Raw genomic sequence first — 21,315 nt, forward strand, 5'->3', positions numbered from 1 at the left:
CATCTGACTCTCCGTGGGTTCGAGTGTGGAAACCCAAACCTATCGGAGAGGCCACGCTCACCGCCCATGGAATCTACAGATCCCCGTCTGCTTCACCGTCATGCCCGGGCTTGTCCCGGGCATCCACGTCTTTACAGTCCCGCGACAACAAGAACGTGGATGGCCGGGACAAGTCCGGCCGTGACGAGGAAATGCACATGACTGACCTCCCCGACGTCCCGCTCCCCGCCTCCATCCGCTCGCGCTATGTCGACGGCATCAACGGCCTCTCCATGCATGTCCTCGAAGCGGGCTTCGAGACTTCGGGGCGGCCTTGTCTCCTGTTGTTGCATGGCTTTCCCGAACTCGCCTTCTCCTGGCGCAAGGTGATGCCGACGCTGGCTGCCGCCGGCTATCACGTGATCGCGCCGGATCAGCGTGGCTATGGGCGCACGACAGGATGGACTGCGGATTACGACGGCGATCTCGCGCCGTTCCGGCTGCCGAACCTGGTGCGCGATGCGCTCGGGTTGGTGGCGGCATTCGGGTACAAAAGCGTCGATGCAGTGATCGGGCACGATTTCGGTTCGTCGGTCGCGGCCTGGTGCGCGCTGATCCGGCCCGACGTGTTCCGCGCGGTCGTGATGATGAGCGCGCCGTTCGCAGGACCGCCGGCGCTGCCGTTCAACACCGCGAACGGGCCGGCGAAGCCCGCGACCGAGGATCCCGTGCATCGCGAACTCGCGGCGCTGCCGCGGCCGCGCAAGCATTACCAATGGTACTATTCGACGCGCCCGGCCAATGCCGACATGCATCGCGCGCCGCAGGGCGTGCATGACTTCCTGCGCGCCTACTATCATCACAAGAGCGCGGACTGGACCGACAACACGCCGTATCCGCTGCAATCATGGTCGGCAGGCGAGCTCGCAAAACTGCCGACCTATTATGTGATGGATCTCGCGGAGGATATGGCGGCGACGGTGGCCAGGGAGATGCCGTCGCGGGAGGCGATCGCTGCCAACACATGGCTGCCGGACGATGAGCTCGCCTATTACAGCGCCGAATACACGCGCACCGGATTCCAGGGCGGGCTGCAATGGTATCGCTGCGGCACCTCTGTAGCCTTCGTGCCGGAGCTGCAGATCTGGTCGGGTCGCAGCATCGATCAGCCCTCCGCCTTCATCTCAGGCAAGCAGGATTGGGGCACCTATCAACGGCCCGGCGTGTTCGAGGCGATGCAGACCAAAGCCTGCACGAAGATGATCGGCTGTCACCTCATCGACGGCGCCGGGCACTGGGTGCAACAGGAGCAGCCGACCGAGGTCAGCCGGCTGCTGCTGAGATTCCTGCGCGACGCACACGAGGTTTGACGCGGCGGGCTGCTTCGAATACAGTTTAGAATAATTCTAAACTAGGAAAGCAGGCGTCTGCCGTGAAGAATTTCGCCGATCTGAGTGAGCGCGAGGTGCTGGCCGTCGCGATCGCCTCCGAGGAGGAGGACAGCCGCATCTACATGACCTTCGCGGAGGACCTCGTCGGCCGCTATCCCGACACGGCGAAGATTTTTGAGGAAATGGCGGAAGAAGAACGCGGCCACCGTCATCGCCTGCTCGAAATGTACGAGCAACGCTTCGGCCAGCACCTGCCGCCGATCCGCCGCGAGGACGTGAAGGGCTTTCTGAAGCGCCGCCCGATCTGGCTGACCAAGAATTTGCCGCTCGACACCATCCGCAAGGAGGTCGAGACCATGGAAACGGAGGCCGAGGCGTTTTACGCCAAGGCCGCCGGGCTTGCCGAGGACGTCGGCGTGCGCCGCCTGCTCGGCGATCTCGCCGAGGAGGAAAAGGGCCACGAGAAACTCGCCGCGAGCCTCACCGACACGATCCTGAAACCCGAGGTGCGCGAAGCCGAGGACGCAACGCGCCGCCGGACCTTCGTGCTGCAATATGTCCAGCCCGGCCTTGCCGGGCTGATGGACGGCTCGGTCTCGACGCTGGCGCCGCTGTTCGCCGCGGCGTTTGCCACGCATCAGAATTGGCAGACTTTTGTGGTCGGCCTTGCCGCATCGATCGGCGCCGGCATCAGCATGGCCTTCGCCGAAGCGCTGTCGGATGACGGATCATTGACGGGTCGCGGCTCGCCGTGGCTGCGCGGTGCGGCCAGCGGCACCATGACTGCGGCCGGCGGGCTTGGCCACTCGCTGCCCTACCTCGTGCCGGACAGCTGGCCGAACGCATTCTGGATCGCGACGTCGATCGCCGGCGTCGTCGTGTTCTTCGAATTGTGGGCGATTGCCTTCATTCGCGCGCGCTACATGGACACGCCGTTCCTGAAGGCGGCGTTCCAGATCGTGCTCGGCGGCGCGATCGTGCTCGGCGTCGGGATTTTGATTGGCGCGTCGTAGTTTCCCTTCTCCCCGCGTGCGGGGAGGAGGTCAGGATGAGGGGGAGTCTCCGCAAAACCGGTGAGAGACGGACTCGCAGAGACTCCCCCTCACCCGGATCGCATCTGCGATGCGATCCGACCTCTCCCCGCAAGCGGGGCGAGGTGAAGAGGAGCTCGTTCCGCCCGCCGCAAGATCGGTCAAGCAGCCCCGCAGCATTGCCGATAGAAGCATGCCGGTCCGCATGATGCGTTGATCGCGCAGCGCTTGCGGGCCGCAGGCAAACTGCGCCATCATCGCCGACAACAACAGACCGGGAGCAAGCCGTGGCCAAATCGCAATGGAGTTTCAAGACTGCCGTCGAACTGTCGGCGGCGCTCAGGGCAAAGCAGGTGTCGGCGGTGGAGCTGGCGCAGGATGCGATCGGCCGGATCGAGCGCCATGACGGCAAGGTCAATGCGATCTGCGTGCGCGATTTCGAGCGTGGCCTTGCCGCAGCACGCGCCGCCGATGAGGCGATTGCGCGCGACGAGCACAGGCCGCTGCTCGGCATCCCCGTGACGGTGAAGGAATCCTACAACATCGCCGGGCTGCCGACGACCTGGGGCCATGTCGTGCACAAGGACTTCACGCCGACGGAAGACTCGCTGCCGGTCACGCGGGTGAAGGACGCCGGCGGCGTCATTCTCGGCAAGACCAACGTGCCCGTCAGCCTCGCCGACTGGCAGAGCTACAACGACTTCTACGGCACCACCAACAACCCCTACGATCTCGGCCGCACGCCGGGCGGTTCCTCCGGCGGATCGTCGGCCGCGCTCGCCGCAGGCTACGGCGCGCTGTCGCTCGGCTCCGACATCGGCGGTTCGCTGCGGGTGCCGGCGTTCCATTGCGGCGTCTATGCGCACAAGCCAACCTTCGACCTGCTGGCCTCGCGCGGCCACACCGCGCCGCCATTGCCGGCGCTGCCGTTCGAGCGCGATCTTGCCGTGATCGGCCCGATGGCCCGCGGCGCCGCCGACCTGTCCCTGTTGCTCGACGTGATGGCCGGCCCGGACCCGCTCGAAAACGGCAAGGCCTACAAGCTCGAGCTGCCGGCGGCGCGTCACACCTCGCTGAAGGATTTCCGCATCCTCGTGATCGATACCGATCCGGTGCTGCCGACCGACAAGGCGATCCGCGGCACCATCGACAAGCTCGCCAGCCATCTCGACAAGGCCGGCGCCAAGGTGTCGCGCGCGAGCCCGCTGCTGCCGGATTTCGCGGCCTCCTCGCGGCTCTATATGCGGATGCTGCTGTCGTTCCTCGGCGCGAACATGCCGCCCGAGGTCTATGCGGGCGCGGTGGCGATGGCCAAGACGCTGCCGGCCGACAATGTCAGCCTGCAGGCCGAGCGGCTGCGCGGCATCGCACTCAGCCATCGCGACTGGGTGCACGCGACCGGCGCGCGCGTTCGCCTGCGCGCGCAGTGGCGCGAACTGTTCAAGTCGTTCGATGCGGTGATCTGCCCGATCATGCCGACGCCGGCCTATCCGCACGATCACGCGCCCGACCAGGAGCAGCGCCGCATCCTGATCGACGGCACGCCGCATGTGTACACCGACCAGCTCGCCTGGCCCGGCATCGCCACCCTGCCCGGCCTGCCGGCAACGGCAATCCCGACCGGCTTCGCGCCGGATGGATTGCCGGTCGGCGTGCAGATCGTGGGGCCAGCGCTGGAGGATCGGACGCCGCTGAAGCTCGCCGAGCTGATCGAGCGTGAATTCGGCGGATTCGTGCCGCCGAAGATGTTTGACGATTAAAGAGAAGCCTCATCCTGAGGAGCGCGCAACGCGCGCGTCTCGAAGGAGGAGACAATAACGGCCTCATGGTTCGAGACGGCGCTAGCGCGCCTCCTCACCATGAGGGTTTGCAGGGAGGAATCAACAATGAGCAACGATCTCGAAGAACTCACAAAGCTCAACAAGGACTATGTCGACTCCGTCCAGAACTGCGACGTCAAGCGCTTCGACGAAATCCTGGCCGCCGACTTCTTTTGCTCGAACCCCGACAAATCGCTGGTCGACCGCGCCGCGTTCCTGCAGCAGACGGCGAAACCGATCGCGATCAAGAACCTGCGCGCGCATGACGTGAAGATCCGCGTGCTTGGCGACTTCGCGATTATTCACGCGGCGACGAGCTACACCATGCCGGACGGGAAGCAGGCCGAGGGCCGCTACACCGACTGCTGGGCGCGGCAGAACGGGACGTGGCTCGCGGTATCAGCCCACGTGTCGCGCTGACGCTTCACCTCTCCCCGCGCTTTTGCGGGGAGAGGTCGACGCCGGAGCGCAGCGGAGGCGGCGGGTGAGGGGCGAGGCAGGTGCCTAACGCGAACTCGCAATTGGCCGACAGGTTATTCGAAGAGTCGGAGGGACTGTCCGTATCGCACGGTCGTGCATGGCCCCTCACCCGGATCGCCCTTTGGGCGATCCGACCTTTCCCCGCTGAAGAGCGGGGAGAGGTGAAGAGAAGCACGGTCAGCTGTCGAACATGATCACGCTGCGCAGCGTCTTGCCGGCTTTCATATTGGCAAAGCCGTCGTTGATCTCGCGGAGCTTCAGCTTGGCGGAGATCCAGTCCTCCAGGTGCAGCTTGCCACGCATGTAGAAGTCGACCAGGCGGGGCATGTCGACGCGGAAATGGTTGGAACCCATCGAGGAGCCCTGGATGCGGCGTTCGCGCAGGAAATCGAAGCCGTGCAGCTCGATCTTCTGGCCGAACGGGATCATGCCGACGATCGTGGCGGTGCCGCCGGGGGCGAGCATGCCGAACGCCTGCTCTGCGGTGTCCTTGCGGCCGAGCACCTCGAAGGAGTGCTGCACGCCGCCGCCGGTGATCTCGCGCACCTGCTGGACGACGTCGCCGCGCGCGGGATCGACGATATCGGTGGCGCCGAGTTTTGTCGCAAGCTGCAGCTTGGCCGGGTTGGTGTCGATCGCGATGATGCGGCCGGCGCCGGCGATCTGCGCGCCGTTGATCGCGGCCATGCCGACGCCGCCGCAGCCGATCACGGCGACGGTCTCGCCGGCGGTGACCTTCGCCGTATTCACGACCGCGCCATATCCGGTGATGACGCCGCAGCCGATCAGGGCGGCGAGATCGAGCGGCATCTCCTTCTTGATCTTCACGATCGCGTTCTCGTGCACCAGCATCTGCTCGGCAAAGGACGAGAGGTTGAGGAACTGGTGCAGTTTCTCCGACCTGGCCCACGACAACCGGTTGGACGCGCCCGGCAGCATCTTCACCGTCGTGTCGGTGCACAGCACGGTGCGGCCGGTGGTGCAATTGTCGCAGGTGCCGCAGAACACCGAGAGACAGGTCACGACATGATCGCCGGGCTTCACATAGTTGACGTCGGAGCCGACCTTCTCGACCACACCGGCCGATTCATGGCCGAGCACGGCCGGCAGCGGATGCGGATACAGCCCTTCCATGAAGTGCAGGTCGGAATGGCAGAGGCCTGCGACCGCGGTGCGGATCAGGACTTCGCGCGGCCCGGGATTGGGCACGCTGACGTCCTCGATCACCAGCGGCTTGTTGACTTCATGCAGGACGGCGGCCTTCATCGGGGTCTCCCTTGGCGTTCTTGATTGTTGTGACGTTGTCTCGATCGGCAGCCTACGCTGCGCCAAGCAATTCGCCAACCTCGGCTAGGCCTACGGCGCGATCGCCGAGCAGATGCGACGTGATGGTACGCTGTGCGGAATTTTCCGTCAGTCGGAACGGATCAGCCGGCATGATGCGATGGTCGACCACCATGCGCGACAGCAAGAGTCGGCGCGCATCGCCGCGCATCTCGTGGATGCGGCCGCCCTCCCAGGCGAGCGCGACGGCGCTTGCGACGTGATAGAGCAGGCTGGTGGCGCGACGCGCATCGGCCTCGTTGTCGGTGCTGCTTGCAACCTCACGCGCGAAGGCAACGGCGCGGTCGCCGAGATCGCGCAGGCGGTTGCGCCAGGCCACGGGCACATTGGGGCTGTCATCGAGACGCGCATGCAGATCGGCCGCGAGCGCGGCGTCCGCACCGTGGCGGCCGATTGCGCGCTTCAGCGCATCGATCGCGACGATGTTGCCGGTGCCTTCCCAGATCGAGCCGAGATGCGCATCGCGCAGCAGCCGCGCGGTGGCGAATTCCTCGATATAGCCGATGCCGCCGCGCATCTCGAGCGCATCGCCGCAGACCTTTCGTGCGTCGCGGGTGGCGCGGTATTTCAACGTCGGCGTCAGGATGCGCAGCAGCGCGGCGGCATTCTGGCTGCCGGCCTCGGCGCGGTCGAGCGCGTCGGCGGTGAGGAAACTCATCGACAGCGCCTGCTCGGTCGCCAGCATGATCTTCATCAATTGCCGCCGCGCCAGCGGCAGGTCGATGATGCGCTGGCCGAACACGACGCGCCCCTTCGCCACCGCCATCGCATCGTGATGCGCGCGGCGCATCAGCGCGGTCGATTTGACGCCGTTGGACAGCCGCGACGAATTCACCATCTCGGCCATCTGGACGAAGCCGCGATCGAGCTTGCCGACCGCATAGGCAATCGCGCCCTCCAGCTTGATCTCGCCGGAGGCCATCGAGCGGGTGCCGAGCTTGTCCTTCAGGCGCACGATCCGGTAGTTGTTCTGCGCGCCGTCATCGAGGAACCGCGGCATCAGGAACAGGCCGACGCCGCGCGTGCCCGGCCCTGCACCTTCAGGACGCGCCAAGAGCATCACCACCTTGGCATCGGCGTTCGAGCAGAACCACTTCTCGCCATAAAGCCGCCAGTGGTCGCCCTCCTGCACGGCGCGCGTGGTGAGCGTGCCGACGTCGGAGCCGCCTTCCTTCTCGGTCATGAACTGGCCGCCCTGGGTCAGCCTGCTCATGTCGGTCGAGGTCAGGCCGTCCAGATATTTTGCCTTCAGCGCCTCGCTGCCGAAATTCGCGAGCAGCTTGGCGCAGCCATCGGTGACGTTGATCGGGCAGCCCATGCCGAATTCGGTCTGGTTGAACAGGAAGGTGAAGGCATGTTTTGCGACCACCGGATATTTGTCCGGCCAGCCCATGATGCCCTTGCGGATCGACAGCGCATGGATGCCGAACTCGCCGAATGCATATGTCTCGAGCTCGCGATAGGCCGGGTGATATTCGATATGCTGGACGTCGCGGCCGAACTTGTCGCGCTGGTGCAGCACAGGCGTATGCCGGTCGGCGAGCCGCGCGCATTCGTCGAGACGGCCGCCGGCAAGTTCGCCAAGGCGATCAAGATGCGGCTCGATGTGGCGGAACAGATTGTCCGGCAGATGCAGCTTCAGCAGATCCGTCAGCGCCGGATCGGCGCGATAGAAGTTCATTCCGGTCGTATCGGGCGCGAGCAGGCCGGGCTGGCTGGTGGCTTGAATCTCGTGATCTTGTTTGAGCGGCTGCATGCTGGCCTCGTTCGTTCCACCCGAGTTGGGCTTACCGATAACGCAGGCAGACCCGACGTCAACAATCATGATGTCGCCCGCCTAATTCCGCGGCAAGGAAACCGCCATTGCACATCTGCATTAATTGTCATATACTTGCATATTGCAATTAATTGCGGTGCGACCATGGAACGTGCCAGGACGGCCTCCCCCGATGCGCTTCGGCTGAGCGCATGGCTGCCCTATCGCCTGTTCATCGTCGCCGCTAGAATCGCGCGGCCGCTGGAGACGTTCTACGGTGAGCGCTTCGGCCTCAGCCAGGCCGCCTGGCGGATCCTCGCGATCATCGCCGAGCGCACCGGCGCGAGCGCGTCCGAGATCGGCCAGGCCTGTGCGCTGGATCCGTTCGCGGTCAGCCGCGGGATCGGCCAGCTCGTCGAACGCGGCTTTGCCCGACGTGCGACCGCAAGGTCCGACCGCCGGTTTGCCGCGGTGTCGATCACCGCGCGCGGTCGCGCGGCGTTCGACGAGATTGCAAGCCTCGGCCGTGTCATCGAGGCCGATCTGCTGGCGTCGCTGTCGAGCGCCGAGCGCGAAGTGATCGATGGTATGCTGCGCAAGCTCGAAGGCGAGAGCGCCCGGATCGAATCCGCCGGCTGGCGCGCGCTGCAGGAACGAGCGGGCCGATGACATCAGTGCTGTTCGGCTTGACCGCGCTGCTGTGGGGCGGCGGCGCGCTCGCCACCGCACTGCAGGCGGGCGTGACGCCCGCACCATGGTCGGTCGCGATCCGCATGGCCGTGGCCGCCATGTGTCTGTTCGGCTACGGCGCCTCGCGTGGGCAATCGCTCGTGATCCCCGGTCGAGACAGGCTGTTCGTCGCGTTGCAAGGCGTGCTGTTCTTTTCGCTGGCCTTCATCAGCTTCTACGAGGCGGCGCATCGGATTCCGAGCGGGCTGGCAGCGCTGGTACTGTCCACCTCGTCGCTGTTCGCGGCCGTGATCGGCTGGGCGCTGCTCGACACGCCGCTGTCGGCGTCGCTGCTTTGGGGCGCGCTGTGCGGCATGGCCGGCGTGGCAATCATCTTCGCACCCGGCATTGCCGGATTGGGACCCGGTGCGGGCGCCGGTGTTGCGTGGGCGCTGCTTGCTGCGGTCGCAACCGGCGGAGGAACGGTCGTCGGCGCGCGCAACCAGCGCGCCGGTTTGCCGACCGTGACCATCCTCGGCTGGAGCGCCGTGGTCGGATCGGCCGGCAGCGCGATCTGGGCCATCGCCACCGGCGCGACCTTCGTGCCGGATCTGTCGGTCCGCTACATCTCGAGCCTGCTTTATCTTGCGATCGCAGCCTCCTGCATCACCTTCGCGCTGTATTTCGAGCTGGTCCGCCGGCTCGGACCGGGCAAGGCGGCCTATACGCTCACCATCGTTCCGGTCGTCGCGCTGCTGCTCTCCGCCGCATTCGAGGACCTGCATCTCGGTGCCAACATCCTGATCGGCGCGGCCATCATCCTCGTCGGCAATTTGATCGTGCTCCGGCGATAGCAAACGTGATCTCCGGCGGGTTTGCCAGGCCGGATCGCGCACCTAGATAGGGTGTTCCACTCACTCCGAGGAGCACGCGCATGGATGTGCCGACCTACAAGACTGCTCTGATCGTTGGCGCCGGCGAAGGCCTCAGCGCGTCGCTGGCAAGGCTATTTTCGCGGGAAGGAATTCGCGTGGCGCTGGCCGCGCGCTCAATCGAAAAACTCGGCGCGCTCTGCACCGAAACGGGTGCCCGCGCCTATGCCTGCAACGCCACCCAGGCCGAGGACGTCGAGCGGCTGTTCGGCCTCGTCGAGCGCGAGATCGCGACGCCCGATCTCGTGGTCTACAATGCCAGCGGCCGTGCGCGCGGCGCCTTTGTCGAGCTGGTGCCTGCTGATGTCGAGCAGGCGATCGCGGTCAGCGCGTTCGGCGGCTTCCTGGTGGCGCAGCAGGCGGCCAGGCGCATGCTGCCGAACAAGCATGGCGCGATCCTGTTCACCGGCGCCTCCGCCAGCGTGAAAGGCTATGTGCAATCGGCGCCGTTCGCGATGGGCAAATTCGCGCTGCGTGGGCTGGCGCAGAGCATGGCGCGTGAATTATCACCGCAGGGAATCCATGTCGCGCATTTCGTGATCGACGGCGGCATCCGCAGCAAGACCCGCACCGAGCCCGCCGACCGCCCGGATTCGATGCTCGATCCCGATGCGATTGCGGCAAGCTACTGGAACGTGCTGCAGCAGCCGCGCAGTGCCTGGACATGGGAGCTGGAATTGCGGCCATGGGTGGAGAAGTTTTGACGAGATGCGGTAGGGTGGGCAAAGCGAAGCGTGCCCACCTTCACGAGCACGGCGGAAATGGTGGGCACGGCGCTTTGCGCCTTTGCCCACCCTACAAAACAACGGGGAGGCGACATGGCCAGCGAGATCAAGATCGAGACCGGCACCGACGAACTGCTCTGCGCGATCCGCGACCGTGTCGCCATCATCACGCTGAACCGGCCCGAGGTGCGCAACGCGCTGTCGGACAATCTGACGCCGGCGCTGCGCACGATGATCCGCACCTGCGGCGAGAACCCGGAGGTCGGCGTGCTCTTGCTCACCGGTGCCGGCAAGGCGTTCTGCGCCGGGGGCAACGTCAAGGGGATGGGCGCGCATCGCGACAAGAAGAAGCTCGAGATGAGCTACGAGGAAAAGGTCGCCGATCTGCAGGAGCGCCAGCGCCTGCTGACCGGCGCGCTGGCCTCGCTGCGCAAGCCGACGATAGCCGCCCTGCCCGGCCCCGCGGTCGGCGCCGGCCTTGCGCTCGCGATGGCCTGCGACATCCGCATCGCCGCGCAATCGGCCTTCGTCTCGACCGGCTATCTGCGGGTGGCGCTGAGCGGCGATTACGGCATCGCCTGGCTGCTGACGCGGCTCGTCGGCAGCGCCCGGGCGCGTGAGTTGATGTTCACGGCTGACAAGGTCGATGCCGCAAGATGCGAGCAGATCGGGCTGGTCAACCGCGTGGTGCCGGATGAGGAGCTGCAGGATGCGGCTTTCGCGCTCGCCAAATCGATGGCCGACGGCCCGACGCTGGCGCTGCGCTACATGAAGGACAATCTCGACGAGGCCCTGCAGTTCGACTTCGCGACCGCACGCGATCATGAGGCCGAGCGGCTGATCCGGCTGACCACGACCGCCGATCACAAGGAGGCCGTGCAGGCGTTCATCGAGAAGCGGAAGCCGGTGTTTCGGGGCGGGTAATGCTCCTTCCCCGCCTTAGCGCAAGTGGGGCGAGGCGAAAACGGCACCTCCTTCACCTCTCCCCGCTCTTTCGCGGGGGGAGGTCGGATCGCCCTCGGGCGATCCGGGTGAGGGGCCGTGCGCGGCGACGCCATGCGATCGGCCGCTCCGACTCCTCAATTGACCAGTCGGCACACTGTGAGCTTGTGGCGACCATCTGCCATGCCCCTCACCCGCCGCCTACGCTGCGCTCCGGCGTCGACCTCTCCCCGCAAAAGCGCGGGGAGAGGTGAAACGTCACCTTGACTCTCCCTGCAAGCGGAGCGAGGCGAAGCAAGAAAAAAGCCCGGTTCTGGAGGGGCCAGAACCGGGCGCAGTCTGTCAAATCGCAAGCGAGGACATCGCGGCCGAGCGGAGGGCGGCAAGCCGCCAGCTGGCACAGGGAATGTCTTGCGGTTCGACGTGGATCTCTTTCTCGAAGCGGACCAGTTTCCAGTCGCCCGGGCTGTGCGTGAAAACGTACTCGGCCTTACAGGCGAGGCCGAGCATGGACTCGTTGGAACGCAGCGTATCGCCGAAGATGCGCGAAGCTCCAAAGGACGCCGCGCGGCATTCGAGATTCCCAAGCAGCGCCCTGCCGATGCCATGGCCCTGCCACCGATCGTCGATCGACAGGCCGAACTCGATTGCATTGGTATCGCCATGGAAGGCGTAGCGAGCCTCGCCGACGATGGTCTCGAAACCATCGACCAGCATCGTCGCGACCACCGTGAACCGGTCGGCCTCGCCGATATGGATGAAGCGCTCGAGCTCCGACTTCGGCAGCTCGCTGATCGCCCCGAGGAAACGGTTGTAGCGGGAGCGCGACGACAGCGAACGGATGTAGTTCTGCAACTCCTCGCGATCGCGCGGCTCGACGAAGCGCACCGTGACCGGCTTGCCACCCCTGGTGCGCAGCTGGTCGGAATATTGCTGGAGATCGTCGAGTTGCAGCGCGGTCATGGCACGCTCCTCAGGATGGAAACTTGCCGGCGCCCCATTCAGGCGGCGCCGGCTGAGGCTGCCTCTTCAGGCCCGCCAGAACGGCTTGTCGGTCTCGTAGACGATGTCGCTGCGGGACACGCCGATGTCGTGGAGGTCGCGGTCCGACCACTGGGCCAGCTCGCGGCGGCGCTCATAGCGATCCCACCAGAGGTGCAGGGTCTCGGTGACCTGGCTCAAAACGCTCTGGGCATGATGATTTGTCATCGATTCATGGGTGAAAACAGACATTTTCGGCTCCTATCGGTCACCTGTTGGCGCTAATATCTGCGCGAGACGGGCGTTCGACAAACGACACTTTGTACCGTTTCGCATGAATTAAAGTCATGAATTGGGAGGGCTGAGGAGATGACCAGCCGACTGCCTTCGCTGAACGGCTTGCGGGCCTTCGAGGCCGCGGCGCGGCATATGAGCTTCACGCTGGCGGCGTCCGAGCTGAACGTCACGCAGACCGCAATCAGCCATCAGATCAAACGGTTGGAGGAGGAGCTCGGCGTCCGCCTGTTCGTCCGGCAGAACCGCTCGCTGAGCCTGACCCCGGAAGCGGTCGAATATCTGCCGGGCGTGCGCGCCGCCTTCAACGACCTCCGCCTCGCCACTGACCGCCTGCTGCGCAAGGACGACGACCATGTGCTGACGGTCTCGACGCTGGCTTCGCTCGCGGCGAAATGGCTGCTGCCGCGGCTGTCCGCGTTCCAGGAGGCGCATCCCGGCATCGACGTGCGCATCACCACCTCGACCAACCTCGTCGACTTCCAGCGCGACAAGGTCGATGCCGCAATCCGCTATGGCCGTGGCCAGTGGGGCGGATTGCGCGCCGACTGGCTGATGGCGGACGAGCTGTTTCCGGTGTGCAGTCCGTCGCTGTTGCAGGGAAACAAGCCGCTCGGTTGTCCCGAGGACCTGAAGCAGCACGTGCTGCTGCACACCAGCAACGCCAACAGCGACGACTGGCGGCTGTGGTTGACCGCGGCGGGGCTGCCGGCCGATCTGTCGAAACAGCCGGGCATCACCTTCGACATGATCTTCATGACCATCCAGGCCGCGATCGACGGCATCGGCGTCGCGATGGGCCGCACCTCCTATGTGCAGGACGACATCACCAAGGGACGCCTGGTGGTTCCCTTCAAGATCACGCTGCCGACGGATGCCGGGTTCTATCTGGTATCGCCGCAGGGACGCGCCGATACGCCGAAGCTCGCGGCGTTCCGCAAATGGCTCGGCACGGTCGCGCATAGCTGACGCGCGCGTTGCAGGGTGCCATGATGGCGGTTGTGGGAGATCGCTACCGTGGTCGACACCGCCGACAATCCAGACCATGTGACGTCACGCGGACCCAAGGTCGCCGTGCATCACAAGGCTGCGGTCGCGAGTGCCCAGCATCCGATCGTGTGCGAGACCATAATCGACGTGCTCAAGCGCGGCGGCAGCGCGGCGGATGCAGCAGTCGCCGGCGCGCTCACCGACGGCGTGGTCGAGAATTTGCTGACCACCTATGGCGGGCTGGTGACGCTGCTCTACTTCGATGCGGCGACGCGCACGACGCATCAGCTGCTGTCGACCGGCGCATTTCCACCTGATTTGCCGGTGTTCCGTCCGATCCCCGACATTGGACTGTCGATCACGCAGCTGCCGCCGTCGGCCTGCATTCCCGGCTTCATGCCCGGCCTCGGCGCGCTGCATGCGCGGTTCGGCACGTTGCCGTGGGCTTCGCTGTGCGAGCCCGCGATCGGCTGGGCCGAGGACGGCTTTCCGATGTCGCCGGATCTCTACCTCGCGCATTTCGGCTATCTGCCGTTCGTCGGCTATTTTCCGGAAGGGCGCGCGCTGTTCGCACCAGACGGATTTGTCACCAAAGCCGGTGAGCGCTTCAGCAATCCAAAGCTCGCCGAGACCCTGCATGGGCTGGCACGCGACGGGCCCGGCTATTTCACCGAAGGTGCATGGGCGGAAGAGTTCATCGCCACCGCCAATCGACTCGGCTGGGCGATCAAGCTGCCGCACATGACGATGGCGCTGCCGCGCTGGGAGCAGCCGCTGAGCTATCGGCATCGCGGCTACGAGGTGCGGCAACTGGCGCCACCGAATGCCGAGGGCGTGCTGTGCCGGCTTGCGCTCGGCATCCTCGATCATCTCGGCGTCAGTGATCTCGCGCCCGACGCAGCGGAGCGGCTGTTCCTGGTCGGTCATGTGCTGCGCTGGGTCAATCGCGAGATCGGCTATCTCAATGATCCCGATTTCTTCACGTTGCCGATCGATGTCTGGATGGATGAGGGCTATCACCGCCGCATCGCCCGCGTGATCGCGGCGACACGGCCGAAGGTCGATCTCAGCGATCACGTGATGCTGACCGCGGGGCCCGTGGCGCTCGGTGCCGTCGGGGCCGACCAGCGCATCAAGACGCCGGTCGGCAGCAGCGAGCTCTCCGTGATCGATCGCGCCGGCAATTGGTGCCAGATCATGACCACGCTGCAGTCCGGCGGCATTCCCGGCCAGGTGGTCGGCGGCGTCGCGATGTTCGGCTCGCATGCGACATTTGGGTTGCCCGGCAGCGGGTTCGATCAATGGCTCGCGCCTGGCATGCGGATGCGCTCGATCCTCGGCAATACGCAGATCTTCCGCCACCACAAGCCCGTCCTGCAGTTCGGCTCATCCGGCGCAGTCCATGCCAATGTGCTGCAGGTGTTGTCAGGCGTGCTCGATCACGGCTTGAGCGTGGAGGCCGCGATCGGACTGCCGCGGATGATGCCGCTCGGCGAGGACGGCACGCTGTCGATCGAGGGCCGCGTCGCGCCTGAGCAGGTGGCCGATCTCGTCGCGCGCGGCATCAAGGTAAAATTCCTCGGTGCATGGGACAGCTACATGGGCTCGTTCCACGCCACCTGGCGCGAGCCGCGCGGCGCAGGCTATGGCGGCTGCGCCGACCCGCGCTACACGGGCGTGGCGATGGGCCTCGACTAGCGCGGCGAACGCTTCTGCGCTCCTTCTCCCGCTTGCGGGGGAAGGTTGGGATGGGGGTGTTTCCGCAGTGGGATTCTCTGTGTGGTGCGAGCCCCCACCCGCCGCGCTCTACGAGCGAGGCGACCTCCCCCGCAAGCGGGAGAGGTGCAGCGAGTTCGCGGAGAGACAACTACGCCAGCCCAATCGCCTGCACAGTGGCGAGATCGCTGCGGGTCGGCGCGCTCGGCGGGATGTACAACGTCGAGATCGCGCTGACGCCGGCCTGCGGCAGCATGTACAACGGCACCTTGCGGATCACAGGCTCGACGCCGGGGAAGATCGGCGCCTCGTAGACGTAAACGTCGTGATACGGACTGTAGTAGCGATAAAGCTTCTGCAACAGCTGCGGCATGCCCTTGATGTCGTAGGCCCTGGCCTTGAAGGTGGTGTCGCCGAGCACGCCGATCTGCCACAGGATCACGTTCGACGTGTTGTCGATCTGCCTTCCGTTGACCAGGAAATCGGTCGCCTCATAGGATTGGCAACCCGCCATCGCCGGATCGAAATTGAGATCGGCGAACATGCAATCCTCGGCCGAGACGCCGGGCAGCATGCGCGCCTTGAAGCCTTCGGCGCGGGCGCGGCGGACCGACTCGTGGGTTGGATAGGCGAACACGCCGGGGTGGCCGTAAGCTGCCATGCAGACGCGCTTGCCGCCGCGGACATAGCCGAGCGCGAGCTCGATCATCTCGTGATAGGTCTGGATGCGCGGCTTGTTCTCGCCATAGAGGTGGAACAGCGATTCCGCGCCATCGGGATTGAGCGACTTGATCAGCTCCTCGGCGATGGGATCGCTGACGATGTAGAGCACCTTGTCGGCGCGCTTGATCCAGCCGACTGATTCCATGGTCATTTGGCCCACGGTGCGGATGCCGGTGCCGATGACAATCAATTGCTCGTCGAACATGTGATGTCCTCTAATTCTTGACGCGGTTACTCAGGGATTCACTGCTGCGGCCAGCTCGGCCACTGCACGAGGTAGTAGATCGGCTGATAGCCATAGACCTGCTGCGCGTGCTGGGCCTGCTGCGCCGGCTGCATTTGCGATGGCTGCAGCACGTAGTACGGCGGCAGTTGCTGGCCGGCTTGCGGCTGCGGTGTGGCTGACACTGCTGCGGCCGCACCGGCCATCGCAGCACCTGCGGCAGGTCCAGCACCAGAAGCGGGCGCGGCACCGGGGATCGTCTGCCCCTGATAGTGCATCGCCGCGACCACGGTCGGCATTTGCGCCGGCGGTTGCGCGGCGGCCGGCGGCGGCAGTGGCAGATCCTTCAGCGCGGCATAGATCCGCGACTGGTCGCCCGACAGCAGGAGATCCTGCTGCTCCTGGGTGAGGCCGGCGTCCTCGAACGCCTTCTTCTGGTCGTACATGAAGGCGGTGAGCTTGCCGACGTCGCTCGCGAGCCCGACCAGAAATTTCTTCAGGCCATCGCTGAGCTTCGGACCGTCGGTCGCACCGTTGGAATTGTCGTGTTGGTGATTGTGCTGATGGTGATGTGATTCAGTCATGAACTCTACTCTGTAGGTTGTTCGCCAAAGTTCGATGGGAAATGACATTGCGCGATGGAGTGCGGGCGCGGACCGACGGCCCGCGCCCGCATTGGGGTTCAGCGTTGCTGCGGCGTGAACACGGTCTGCGCCACCAGCATGACGAAGCTTGGCGGCGTGACCGGCTGCACCAGCGGTACCGTCAGGTTCTGGAAGATCGGGTGCACCAGCGGCGGCTGGAGGTTCGGCGGCGTCACCAGATTCACCGTGACGGGATGAATCGTCGGCGGCGTGAACACCGGGAATGTCGGCGGGAAGATCGGGTGCACCGTCACCGGATGAACCGTCGGTGGCGGAAACACCAGAGGATGCACGTTCAGCGGCGAGATCAACGGATGGATGTTGGGCGGCAACACCAGCGGTTGGATGTTCGGCGGCGTCACCAAGGGCTGAACGTTGGGCGGCAGCACCAGCGGCTGGATGTTGAGCGGCGGAATCTGCGCCGCTCCCGCCTGCGGTGCCGCGGCCCCGAACGGGCTGACGCTGACCGCCGGTGCGACCGGGAAGACGATCTGCGGCGCCACGATCTGCGGGAATACCGTAACCTGCGGATGCACCGTGACTTGCGGATGCACGGTGACCTGAGGATGCACAGTCACTTGCGGATGCACCGTCACCTGCGGGTGGATGGTCACCTGCGGATGAATCGTCACTTGCGGGTGAATCGTGACGTTGAGGTTCGGGAAGCCAAAGGCCGCCTCAGGCTGCGGGACCTGCGGGACCTGGGCTCCGCCCGGCGCGGCGGCGCCGAACAGGCTGACATTCACGGTCGGCACGATCTGTGGCAGCACGATCTGCGGCGTCACTTGCGGCAATACGATCTGCGGCGTGACCTGCGGGATCACGATTTGCGGCGTGACCTGAGGCAACACGACCTGTGGCGTGATTTGCGGCGTGATCTGAGGAACCGTGATCTGTGGCGTGATCTGCGGCGCGACGATGTGCGGCACCACGATTTGTGGTCCGACGATCTGCGGCGGCACAGTAATATGCAGCGGCACCGTGACGTGCGGTGGAGGCGGTGGCGGCGGCACCGTGATATGCAACGGCACCGTGATGTGGGGCGCGGCGATCTGCGGCACCGTGATCTGCGGCGCGTGCACCGTCAGGTTCGGCAGGCCGAACGCGGCATCAGGCTGCGGCGCCTGGAACACCAGTTGCGGCGTGATCGTCGGTGCGATCTGCGGCTGGACCACGGGAAAGATCAGTTGCGGAAAAACCGTCGGCGCGATCTGCGGCTGCACCACCGGGAAGGTGATCTGCGGATGCACCACGGGGAACGTGATTTGCGGATGCACCACAGGGAACGTGACTTGAGGGAACGTGACCTGCGGATGAATCTGCGGTGCGATCGGTGGCGTGAACACCGGGAACGTCACCTGCGGCGGTGGCGTGAGATTTGGAAAGCCGCCGGTGAACATCACCATCGGCGGGTTGACCAACATGATCGGCGCATTCGGGGAAGTGCCGTTCGACATCGCCGGGTCTCCTTCTTGGTTTGGTTCAGAAACTTGGGCTCGGAAACCTGAGCCAAGAAACTTGAGCCAAGAAACTTGGGTTTCGAGAAAACAGTCGGCACCGCGCATTGTGCAGGCAACTAGAGATTGTATATTAATCCAAGCGACGAACAGCGTCCACAAGTTGCATCGTGCAAATTGTGCCACGCTGTCTTCAAATTGAAAAAAGACTGACGCAATTGCTGCTGGACGTTTTGATCAGGCTTGCTGCCCCATCCCGCGCTGTGATCACGGAGGCCCGCAATGAACGCGACCGATGACACACTCTCCGCATCAGCTCCGAACGAAACCACGCTGTCGCTCGCATCGGATAGCGCGGTGCTGCTCGCCACGCGCCTCGGCGGCTTGAACCTGCTCGGCGAAGGAAATGCGATGGTGCCGTGGGGCACGTCACCGTCGATCGTTGCGTTCAAGTCAGCTATTTCTACAGGCGAAGCGCTGCTGCCCTGGGCGTATCAACGCGCCTATGTGCGCGCGCTGCACGACAACATGGAGCGACTGCTGGCCGCGACCACGATCTCCGGCAATACCGATCCGGCCGAGACGCTGCTCGGCGCGATCTATCAGCACGCGATCGACAGTCCGCTCGGTGCGCAGCTGCGGCGCTTCAATGTCGTGATCTCGCATTTCTTCCGCGCCTTCCTCGCCAATCACAAGCGTCAGCGCCTCGGCCTCTCGACAGTGCAGCGTCTGCCGCCGCTTGCGACATTCAGCCACAGCGGGCTGCGCGGTCCCTTCACCTTCCCGTCCGATGCCGTCACCAATCTCGTCGGGTCCAATGTCGGCATCGTCAGCCTGCCTTCGACCTACAGCAATCATCCGGTGATCTGGGCCGCGCTCGCGCACGAGACCGGTGGCCACGACATCGTGCATGCGGTGCCGGGCCTGCTCGCCGATCTCACCGCCTTGCCGCTCACGCTGGTGCCGAGTTTCATGGCCGCGCTCGGCGTCGACGCATCGACCGCGCAGATGCTCGGCCTGCTCTGGCGCTACTGGATCGAGGAGGCCTCGGCGGATGCCTGCGCGACGCTCAACATGGGGCCGTCCTTTGCGCTGAACTTCATTGCGCTGCTCGCCGCCTTCCACGGCGAGACCGGACCGGCACCGGCGCCGGGATTGTGGACCTCGGCGGTGGCGCAACCCGGCGAATCCCTCGACACACATCCCGTCGACGCGCTGCGCGTCGGACTTGCGATCGGGGCGATCGGCTCGCTGCACGGTCTCAATGTCGCGGCGAAGCAGTCCTACATCACGCTGCTATCCGAGGTCGCAGCAAAGCTCAGTGGCAGCGCCACCACGGCGAGCGTGCGGGGCGAAGTTCCGGTGCCGGGTTCCGGCAGCATCCGCCTCCACCTCACGCTGCCGATCGCGCTGATGCAATATGCCGCCGCGATCGTGGGATCAGCGATCGTCAAGACGCCGTTCGCATCGCTGAACGGCTTCTCGCTGCAGCAGGTCGAGACCTGGGATTCCTTCGACGAGCAGGCCGCCTGGCGTTTCGCCCGCGCCCTGAAGGACGGCGCTGCCGTGCTGCCCGCGGTTTACTCGGCCCATGTGCTCGCAGGCGCCACGCTCGTGCTCTATCACGATCCGGACCGGTACGATGATGTGACGGCCCAGGTGATGGGGGCGCTGGACGAGCAGGTGCAGCGCGACCGGTTCTGGTCGGTCGCCCAGCGCGCCCGGACGCGCAGTTACACCGTGCCGGTGATGCCCGCCGCCTGAGATTGCGCCTTTGGTCGATAGACATCCCTGTTGGCCTGGTCTCCCCGATGTGCCAAATTGTCGCAGAAGGCAGGTAACTGCCTCGGCTGGCGCGGCTTTTTCTCGCCGGTTTGGTCACGGGGAGGAAGGGCGTTATGTCGCAGACCGGCTCAACACAGACACCGCAAATCAAGTCACGCCTCGGCGCCATCCTGCGCGCCACCAGCGGCAATTTCCTCGAGCAGTTCGACTTCTTCCTGTTCGGCTTCTATGCGCCGCTGATCGCCAAGGCGTTCTTCCCGTCGGAGAACGAGACGGCGGCGCTGCTCAACGCCTTCGGTGTGTTCTGGCTCGGTGCGCTGATGCGCCCGGTCGGCGCAATCGTGCTTGGCGCCTATATCGATCGCATCGGCCGCCGCCAGGGCCTGATCGTGACGCTTGCGATCATGGCTGTCGGCACCGTGGTGATCGCGGTGTGCCCGACCTATGCGACCATCGGCATCGCGGCGCCGATCATCGTGCTGATCGCGCGCCTGCTGCAGGGTTTCTCCGCCGGCGTCGAGCTTGGCGGCGTCTCGGTCTATCTTGCCGAGATCGCAACGCCCGGCAATCGCGGCTTCTACACCTCGTTCCAGTCCTCCAGCCAACAGGTCGCGATCTTCGTCGCCTCGATCCTTGGCTATATCCTGAGCGAGAGCATGCCGGCTGCGACTGTCGCGGACTGGGGCTGGCGGATTCCGTTCTTCGTCGGCTGCATGATCATTCCCGTGATCTTTATCCTCCGCCGGACGCTGGAGGAAACCCCGGCGTTCCTGGCGATGAAGAAGCATCCGACCGCCAGCGAAGTGTTCGCCTCGGCAATCGCAAACTGGCGCATCGTCGTGCTCGGCATGATGATCGCGGTGCTGACCACCACGACGTTCTATTTCGTCACGGTCTACACCCCCACGTTTGGCAAGACGGTGCTGAAGCTGTCGACGCAGGACGCGCTGCTGGTGACGCTGCTGGTCGCGGTGACCAACTTCATCTGGAATCCCGTCGGCGGCGCCCTCTCCGACCGGATCGGCCGCAAGCCGGTGCTGGTCGGGATCGCGGTGCTGTCGCTGCTGACCGCCTATCCGGCGCTGCACTGGCTCGTCACTGCGCCGACCTTCGGCAAGCTGTTGGCGGTCGAGATGATGTTCTCGTTCTATTTCGGCGTCTACAGCGGCACCATGCTGGGCGCGCTGGTCGAGATCGTGCCGGCGCATGTCCGCACCACCTGCTTCTCGCTGGCCTTTGCGTTGGCCGCCGGCCTGTTCGGCACCTTCACGCCGTTCGTCTCGACCTGGCTGATCGACAAGACCGGCGACAAGGCTTCGCCCTGCTACTGGCTGATGTTCGGCGCCGCGCTCGGCATCATCGCAGCCCTGACCGTCTATCGCGGCGGCCGGACCATCGAGCAGCAGGAAGCAGTCACCGCCTGATCGTCCGCA

The 21,315-nt window shown here is 65.2% G+C and carries 19 protein-coding genes; 12 read left to right on the forward strand and 7 right to left on the reverse strand.

Features of this window, described 5'->3' with window-relative positions; genetic code table 11:
• The first annotated feature begins 197 nt into the window (after window positions 1–197).
• From JQ604_RS37845 to JQ604_RS37860, 4 genes are all read left to right on the forward strand, one after another.
• Window positions 198–1,349 (forward strand): alpha/beta hydrolase, encoded by a 1,152-nt coding sequence (locus JQ604_RS37845; protein WP_212365842.1) that lies wholly within the window; start codon window positions 198–200, stop codon window positions 1,347–1,349.
• 62 nt (window positions 1,350–1,411) lie between these two features.
• Entirely contained in the window at window positions 1,412–2,383 is a 972-nt protein-coding gene (gene mbfA / locus JQ604_RS37850; protein WP_212365843.1) for an iron exporter MbfA, read from the forward strand.
• A 305-nt stretch (window positions 2,384–2,688) separates the two neighbouring features.
• Window positions 2,689–4,161 (forward strand): amidase, encoded by a 1,473-nt coding sequence (locus tag JQ604_RS37855; protein WP_212365844.1) that lies wholly within the window; start codon window positions 2,689–2,691, stop codon window positions 4,159–4,161.
• Between the two features lie 126 nt (window positions 4,162–4,287).
• The gene (locus tag JQ604_RS37860) at window positions 4,288–4,641 is read left to right on the forward strand and encodes a nuclear transport factor 2 family protein (RefSeq protein ID WP_212365845.1); all 354 of its coding nucleotides are present in this window, start codon (window positions 4,288–4,290) and stop codon (window positions 4,639–4,641) included.
• 237 nt (window positions 4,642–4,878) lie between these two features.
• Here JQ604_RS37860 and JQ604_RS37865 read toward each other — a convergent pair whose 3' ends face one another.
• Together JQ604_RS37865 and JQ604_RS37870 are read right to left on the reverse strand one after the other, a co-directional pair.
• Window positions 4,879–5,967 carry a Zn-dependent alcohol dehydrogenase gene (locus JQ604_RS37865; RefSeq protein ID WP_212365846.1) on the reverse strand — a complete coding sequence of 363 codons (1,089 nt, stop codon included), beginning with the start codon at window positions 5,965–5,967 and terminating at the stop codon, window positions 4,879–4,881.
• Window positions 5,968–6,019: 52 nt separating this feature from the next.
• Window positions 6,020–7,801, reverse strand: a complete 1,782-nt coding sequence (locus JQ604_RS37870) for an acyl-CoA dehydrogenase family protein (protein ID WP_212365847.1) — start codon at window positions 7,799–7,801, stop codon at window positions 6,020–6,022.
• 165 nt (window positions 7,802–7,966) lie between these two features.
• Here JQ604_RS37870 and JQ604_RS37875 point away from each other — a divergent pair, with 165 nt between their 5' ends.
• From JQ604_RS37875 to JQ604_RS37890, 4 genes are all read left to right on the forward strand, one after another.
• Complete coding sequence (locus JQ604_RS37875; RefSeq protein WP_212365848.1) at window positions 7,967–8,470, forward strand: MarR family winged helix-turn-helix transcriptional regulator; 504 nt, start codon at window positions 7,967–7,969, stop codon at window positions 8,468–8,470.
• A complete protein-coding gene (locus tag JQ604_RS37880) occupies window positions 8,467–9,324 on the forward strand; it encodes a DMT family transporter (RefSeq protein ID WP_212365849.1) in 858 nt (285 codons plus the stop codon). The genes JQ604_RS37875 and JQ604_RS37880 overlap by 4 nt, the downstream gene beginning before the upstream one ends.
• Before the next feature lie 80 nt (window positions 9,325–9,404).
• Entirely contained in the window at window positions 9,405–10,106 is a 702-nt protein-coding gene (locus JQ604_RS37885) for an SDR family NAD(P)-dependent oxidoreductase (protein ID WP_212365850.1), read from the forward strand.
• Between the two features lie 114 nt (window positions 10,107–10,220).
• Window positions 10,221–11,051 carry an enoyl-CoA hydratase gene (locus JQ604_RS37890; protein ID WP_212365851.1) on the forward strand — a complete coding sequence of 277 codons (831 nt, stop codon included), beginning with the start codon at window positions 10,221–10,223 and terminating at the stop codon, window positions 11,049–11,051.
• 360 nt (window positions 11,052–11,411) lie between these two features.
• On the opposite strand, the gene JQ604_RS37895 is transcribed toward JQ604_RS37890, so the two are convergent.
• Together JQ604_RS37895 and JQ604_RS37900 are read right to left on the reverse strand one after the other, a co-directional pair.
• Window positions 11,412–12,032 carry a GNAT family N-acetyltransferase gene (locus JQ604_RS37895; protein ID WP_212365852.1) on the reverse strand — a complete coding sequence of 207 codons (621 nt, stop codon included), beginning with the start codon at window positions 12,030–12,032 and terminating at the stop codon, window positions 11,412–11,414.
• A gap of 66 nt (window positions 12,033–12,098) precedes the next feature.
• Window positions 12,099–12,302 carry a DUF1127 domain-containing protein gene (locus tag JQ604_RS37900; protein WP_212365853.1) on the reverse strand — a complete coding sequence of 68 codons (204 nt, stop codon included), beginning with the start codon at window positions 12,300–12,302 and terminating at the stop codon, window positions 12,099–12,101.
• A gap of 117 nt (window positions 12,303–12,419) precedes the next feature.
• On the opposite strand from JQ604_RS37900, the gene JQ604_RS37905 reads away from it, so the two are divergent.
• Window positions 12,420–13,313 carry a transcriptional regulator GcvA gene (locus JQ604_RS37905; RefSeq protein ID WP_212365854.1) on the forward strand — a complete coding sequence of 298 codons (894 nt, stop codon included), beginning with the start codon at window positions 12,420–12,422 and terminating at the stop codon, window positions 13,311–13,313.
• Window positions 13,314–13,361: 48 nt separating this feature from the next.
• On the forward strand, window positions 13,362–15,032 hold the full coding sequence (locus tag JQ604_RS37910; RefSeq protein WP_212365855.1) for a gamma-glutamyltransferase: 1,671 nt from the start codon (window positions 13,362–13,364) through the stop codon (window positions 15,030–15,032).
• A gap of 169 nt (window positions 15,033–15,201) precedes the next feature.
• Here JQ604_RS37910 and JQ604_RS37915 read toward each other — a convergent pair whose 3' ends face one another.
• From JQ604_RS37915 to JQ604_RS37925, 3 genes are all read right to left on the reverse strand, one after another.
• Window positions 15,202–15,978 (reverse strand): SAM-dependent methyltransferase, encoded by a 777-nt coding sequence (locus tag JQ604_RS37915; protein WP_212365856.1) that lies wholly within the window; start codon window positions 15,976–15,978, stop codon window positions 15,202–15,204.
• Window positions 15,979–16,016: 38 nt separating this feature from the next.
• Window positions 16,017–16,580 carry a hypothetical protein gene (locus JQ604_RS37920; RefSeq protein ID WP_212365857.1) on the reverse strand — a complete coding sequence of 188 codons (564 nt, stop codon included), beginning with the start codon at window positions 16,578–16,580 and terminating at the stop codon, window positions 16,017–16,019.
• Between the two features lie 98 nt (window positions 16,581–16,678).
• Complete coding sequence (locus tag JQ604_RS37925; protein ID WP_212365858.1) at window positions 16,679–18,259, reverse strand: hypothetical protein; 1,581 nt, start codon at window positions 18,257–18,259, stop codon at window positions 16,679–16,681.
• A 120-nt stretch (window positions 18,260–18,379) separates the two neighbouring features.
• Between JQ604_RS37925 and JQ604_RS37930 the strand changes: the two genes are divergently transcribed.
• On the forward strand, window positions 18,380–19,861 hold the full coding sequence (locus tag JQ604_RS37930; RefSeq protein WP_212365859.1) for a hypothetical protein: 1,482 nt from the start codon (window positions 18,380–18,382) through the stop codon (window positions 19,859–19,861).
• A 134-nt stretch (window positions 19,862–19,995) separates the two neighbouring features.
• Entirely contained in the window at window positions 19,996–21,306 is a 1,311-nt protein-coding gene (locus JQ604_RS37935; protein WP_212365860.1) for an MFS transporter, read from the forward strand.
• The last annotated feature ends 9 nt before the right edge of the window (window positions 21,307–21,315 follow it).

Source organism: Bradyrhizobium jicamae, assembly GCF_018130695.1.
GTDB classification, from domain to species: Bacteria; Pseudomonadota; Alphaproteobacteria; order Rhizobiales; family Xanthobacteraceae; genus Bradyrhizobium; species Bradyrhizobium jicamae_B.

Coding starts and splice junctions, on each gene's coding strand:
- JQ604_RS37845 (WP_212365842.1), top strand. CDS start 198: ATGACTGACCTCCCCGACGTCCCGCTCCCCGCCTCCATCCGCTCGCGC.
- JQ604_RS37860 (WP_212365845.1), top strand. CDS start 4,288: ATGAGCAACGATCTCGAAGAACTCACAAAGCTCAACAAGGACTATGTC.
- JQ604_RS37865 (WP_212365846.1), bottom strand. CDS start 5,967: ATGAAGGCCGCCGTCCTGCATGAAGTCAACAAGCCGCTGGTGATCGAG.
- JQ604_RS37870 (WP_212365847.1), bottom strand. CDS start 7,801: ATGCAGCCGCTCAAACAAGATCACGAGATTCAAGCCACCAGCCAGCCC.
- JQ604_RS37875 (WP_212365848.1), top strand. CDS start 7,967: ATGGAACGTGCCAGGACGGCCTCCCCCGATGCGCTTCGGCTGAGCGCA.
- JQ604_RS37880 (WP_212365849.1), top strand. CDS start 8,467: ATGACATCAGTGCTGTTCGGCTTGACCGCGCTGCTGTGGGGCGGCGGC.
- JQ604_RS37885 (WP_212365850.1), top strand. CDS start 9,405: ATGGATGTGCCGACCTACAAGACTGCTCTGATCGTTGGCGCCGGCGAA.
- JQ604_RS37890 (WP_212365851.1), top strand. CDS start 10,221: ATGGCCAGCGAGATCAAGATCGAGACCGGCACCGACGAACTGCTCTGC.
- JQ604_RS37895 (WP_212365852.1), bottom strand. CDS start 12,032: ATGACCGCGCTGCAACTCGACGATCTCCAGCAATATTCCGACCAGCTG.
- JQ604_RS37900 (WP_212365853.1), bottom strand. CDS start 12,302: ATGTCTGTTTTCACCCATGAATCGATGACAAATCATCATGCCCAGAGC.
- JQ604_RS37905 (WP_212365854.1), top strand. CDS start 12,420: ATGACCAGCCGACTGCCTTCGCTGAACGGCTTGCGGGCCTTCGAGGCC.
- JQ604_RS37915 (WP_212365856.1), bottom strand. CDS start 15,978: ATGTTCGACGAGCAATTGATTGTCATCGGCACCGGCATCCGCACCGTG.
- JQ604_RS37920 (WP_212365857.1), bottom strand. CDS start 16,580: ATGACTGAATCACATCACCATCAGCACAATCACCAACACGACAATTCC.
- JQ604_RS37930 (WP_212365859.1), top strand. CDS start 18,380: ATGAACGCGACCGATGACACACTCTCCGCATCAGCTCCGAACGAAACC.
- JQ604_RS37935 (WP_212365860.1), top strand. CDS start 19,996: ATGTCGCAGACCGGCTCAACACAGACACCGCAAATCAAGTCACGCCTC.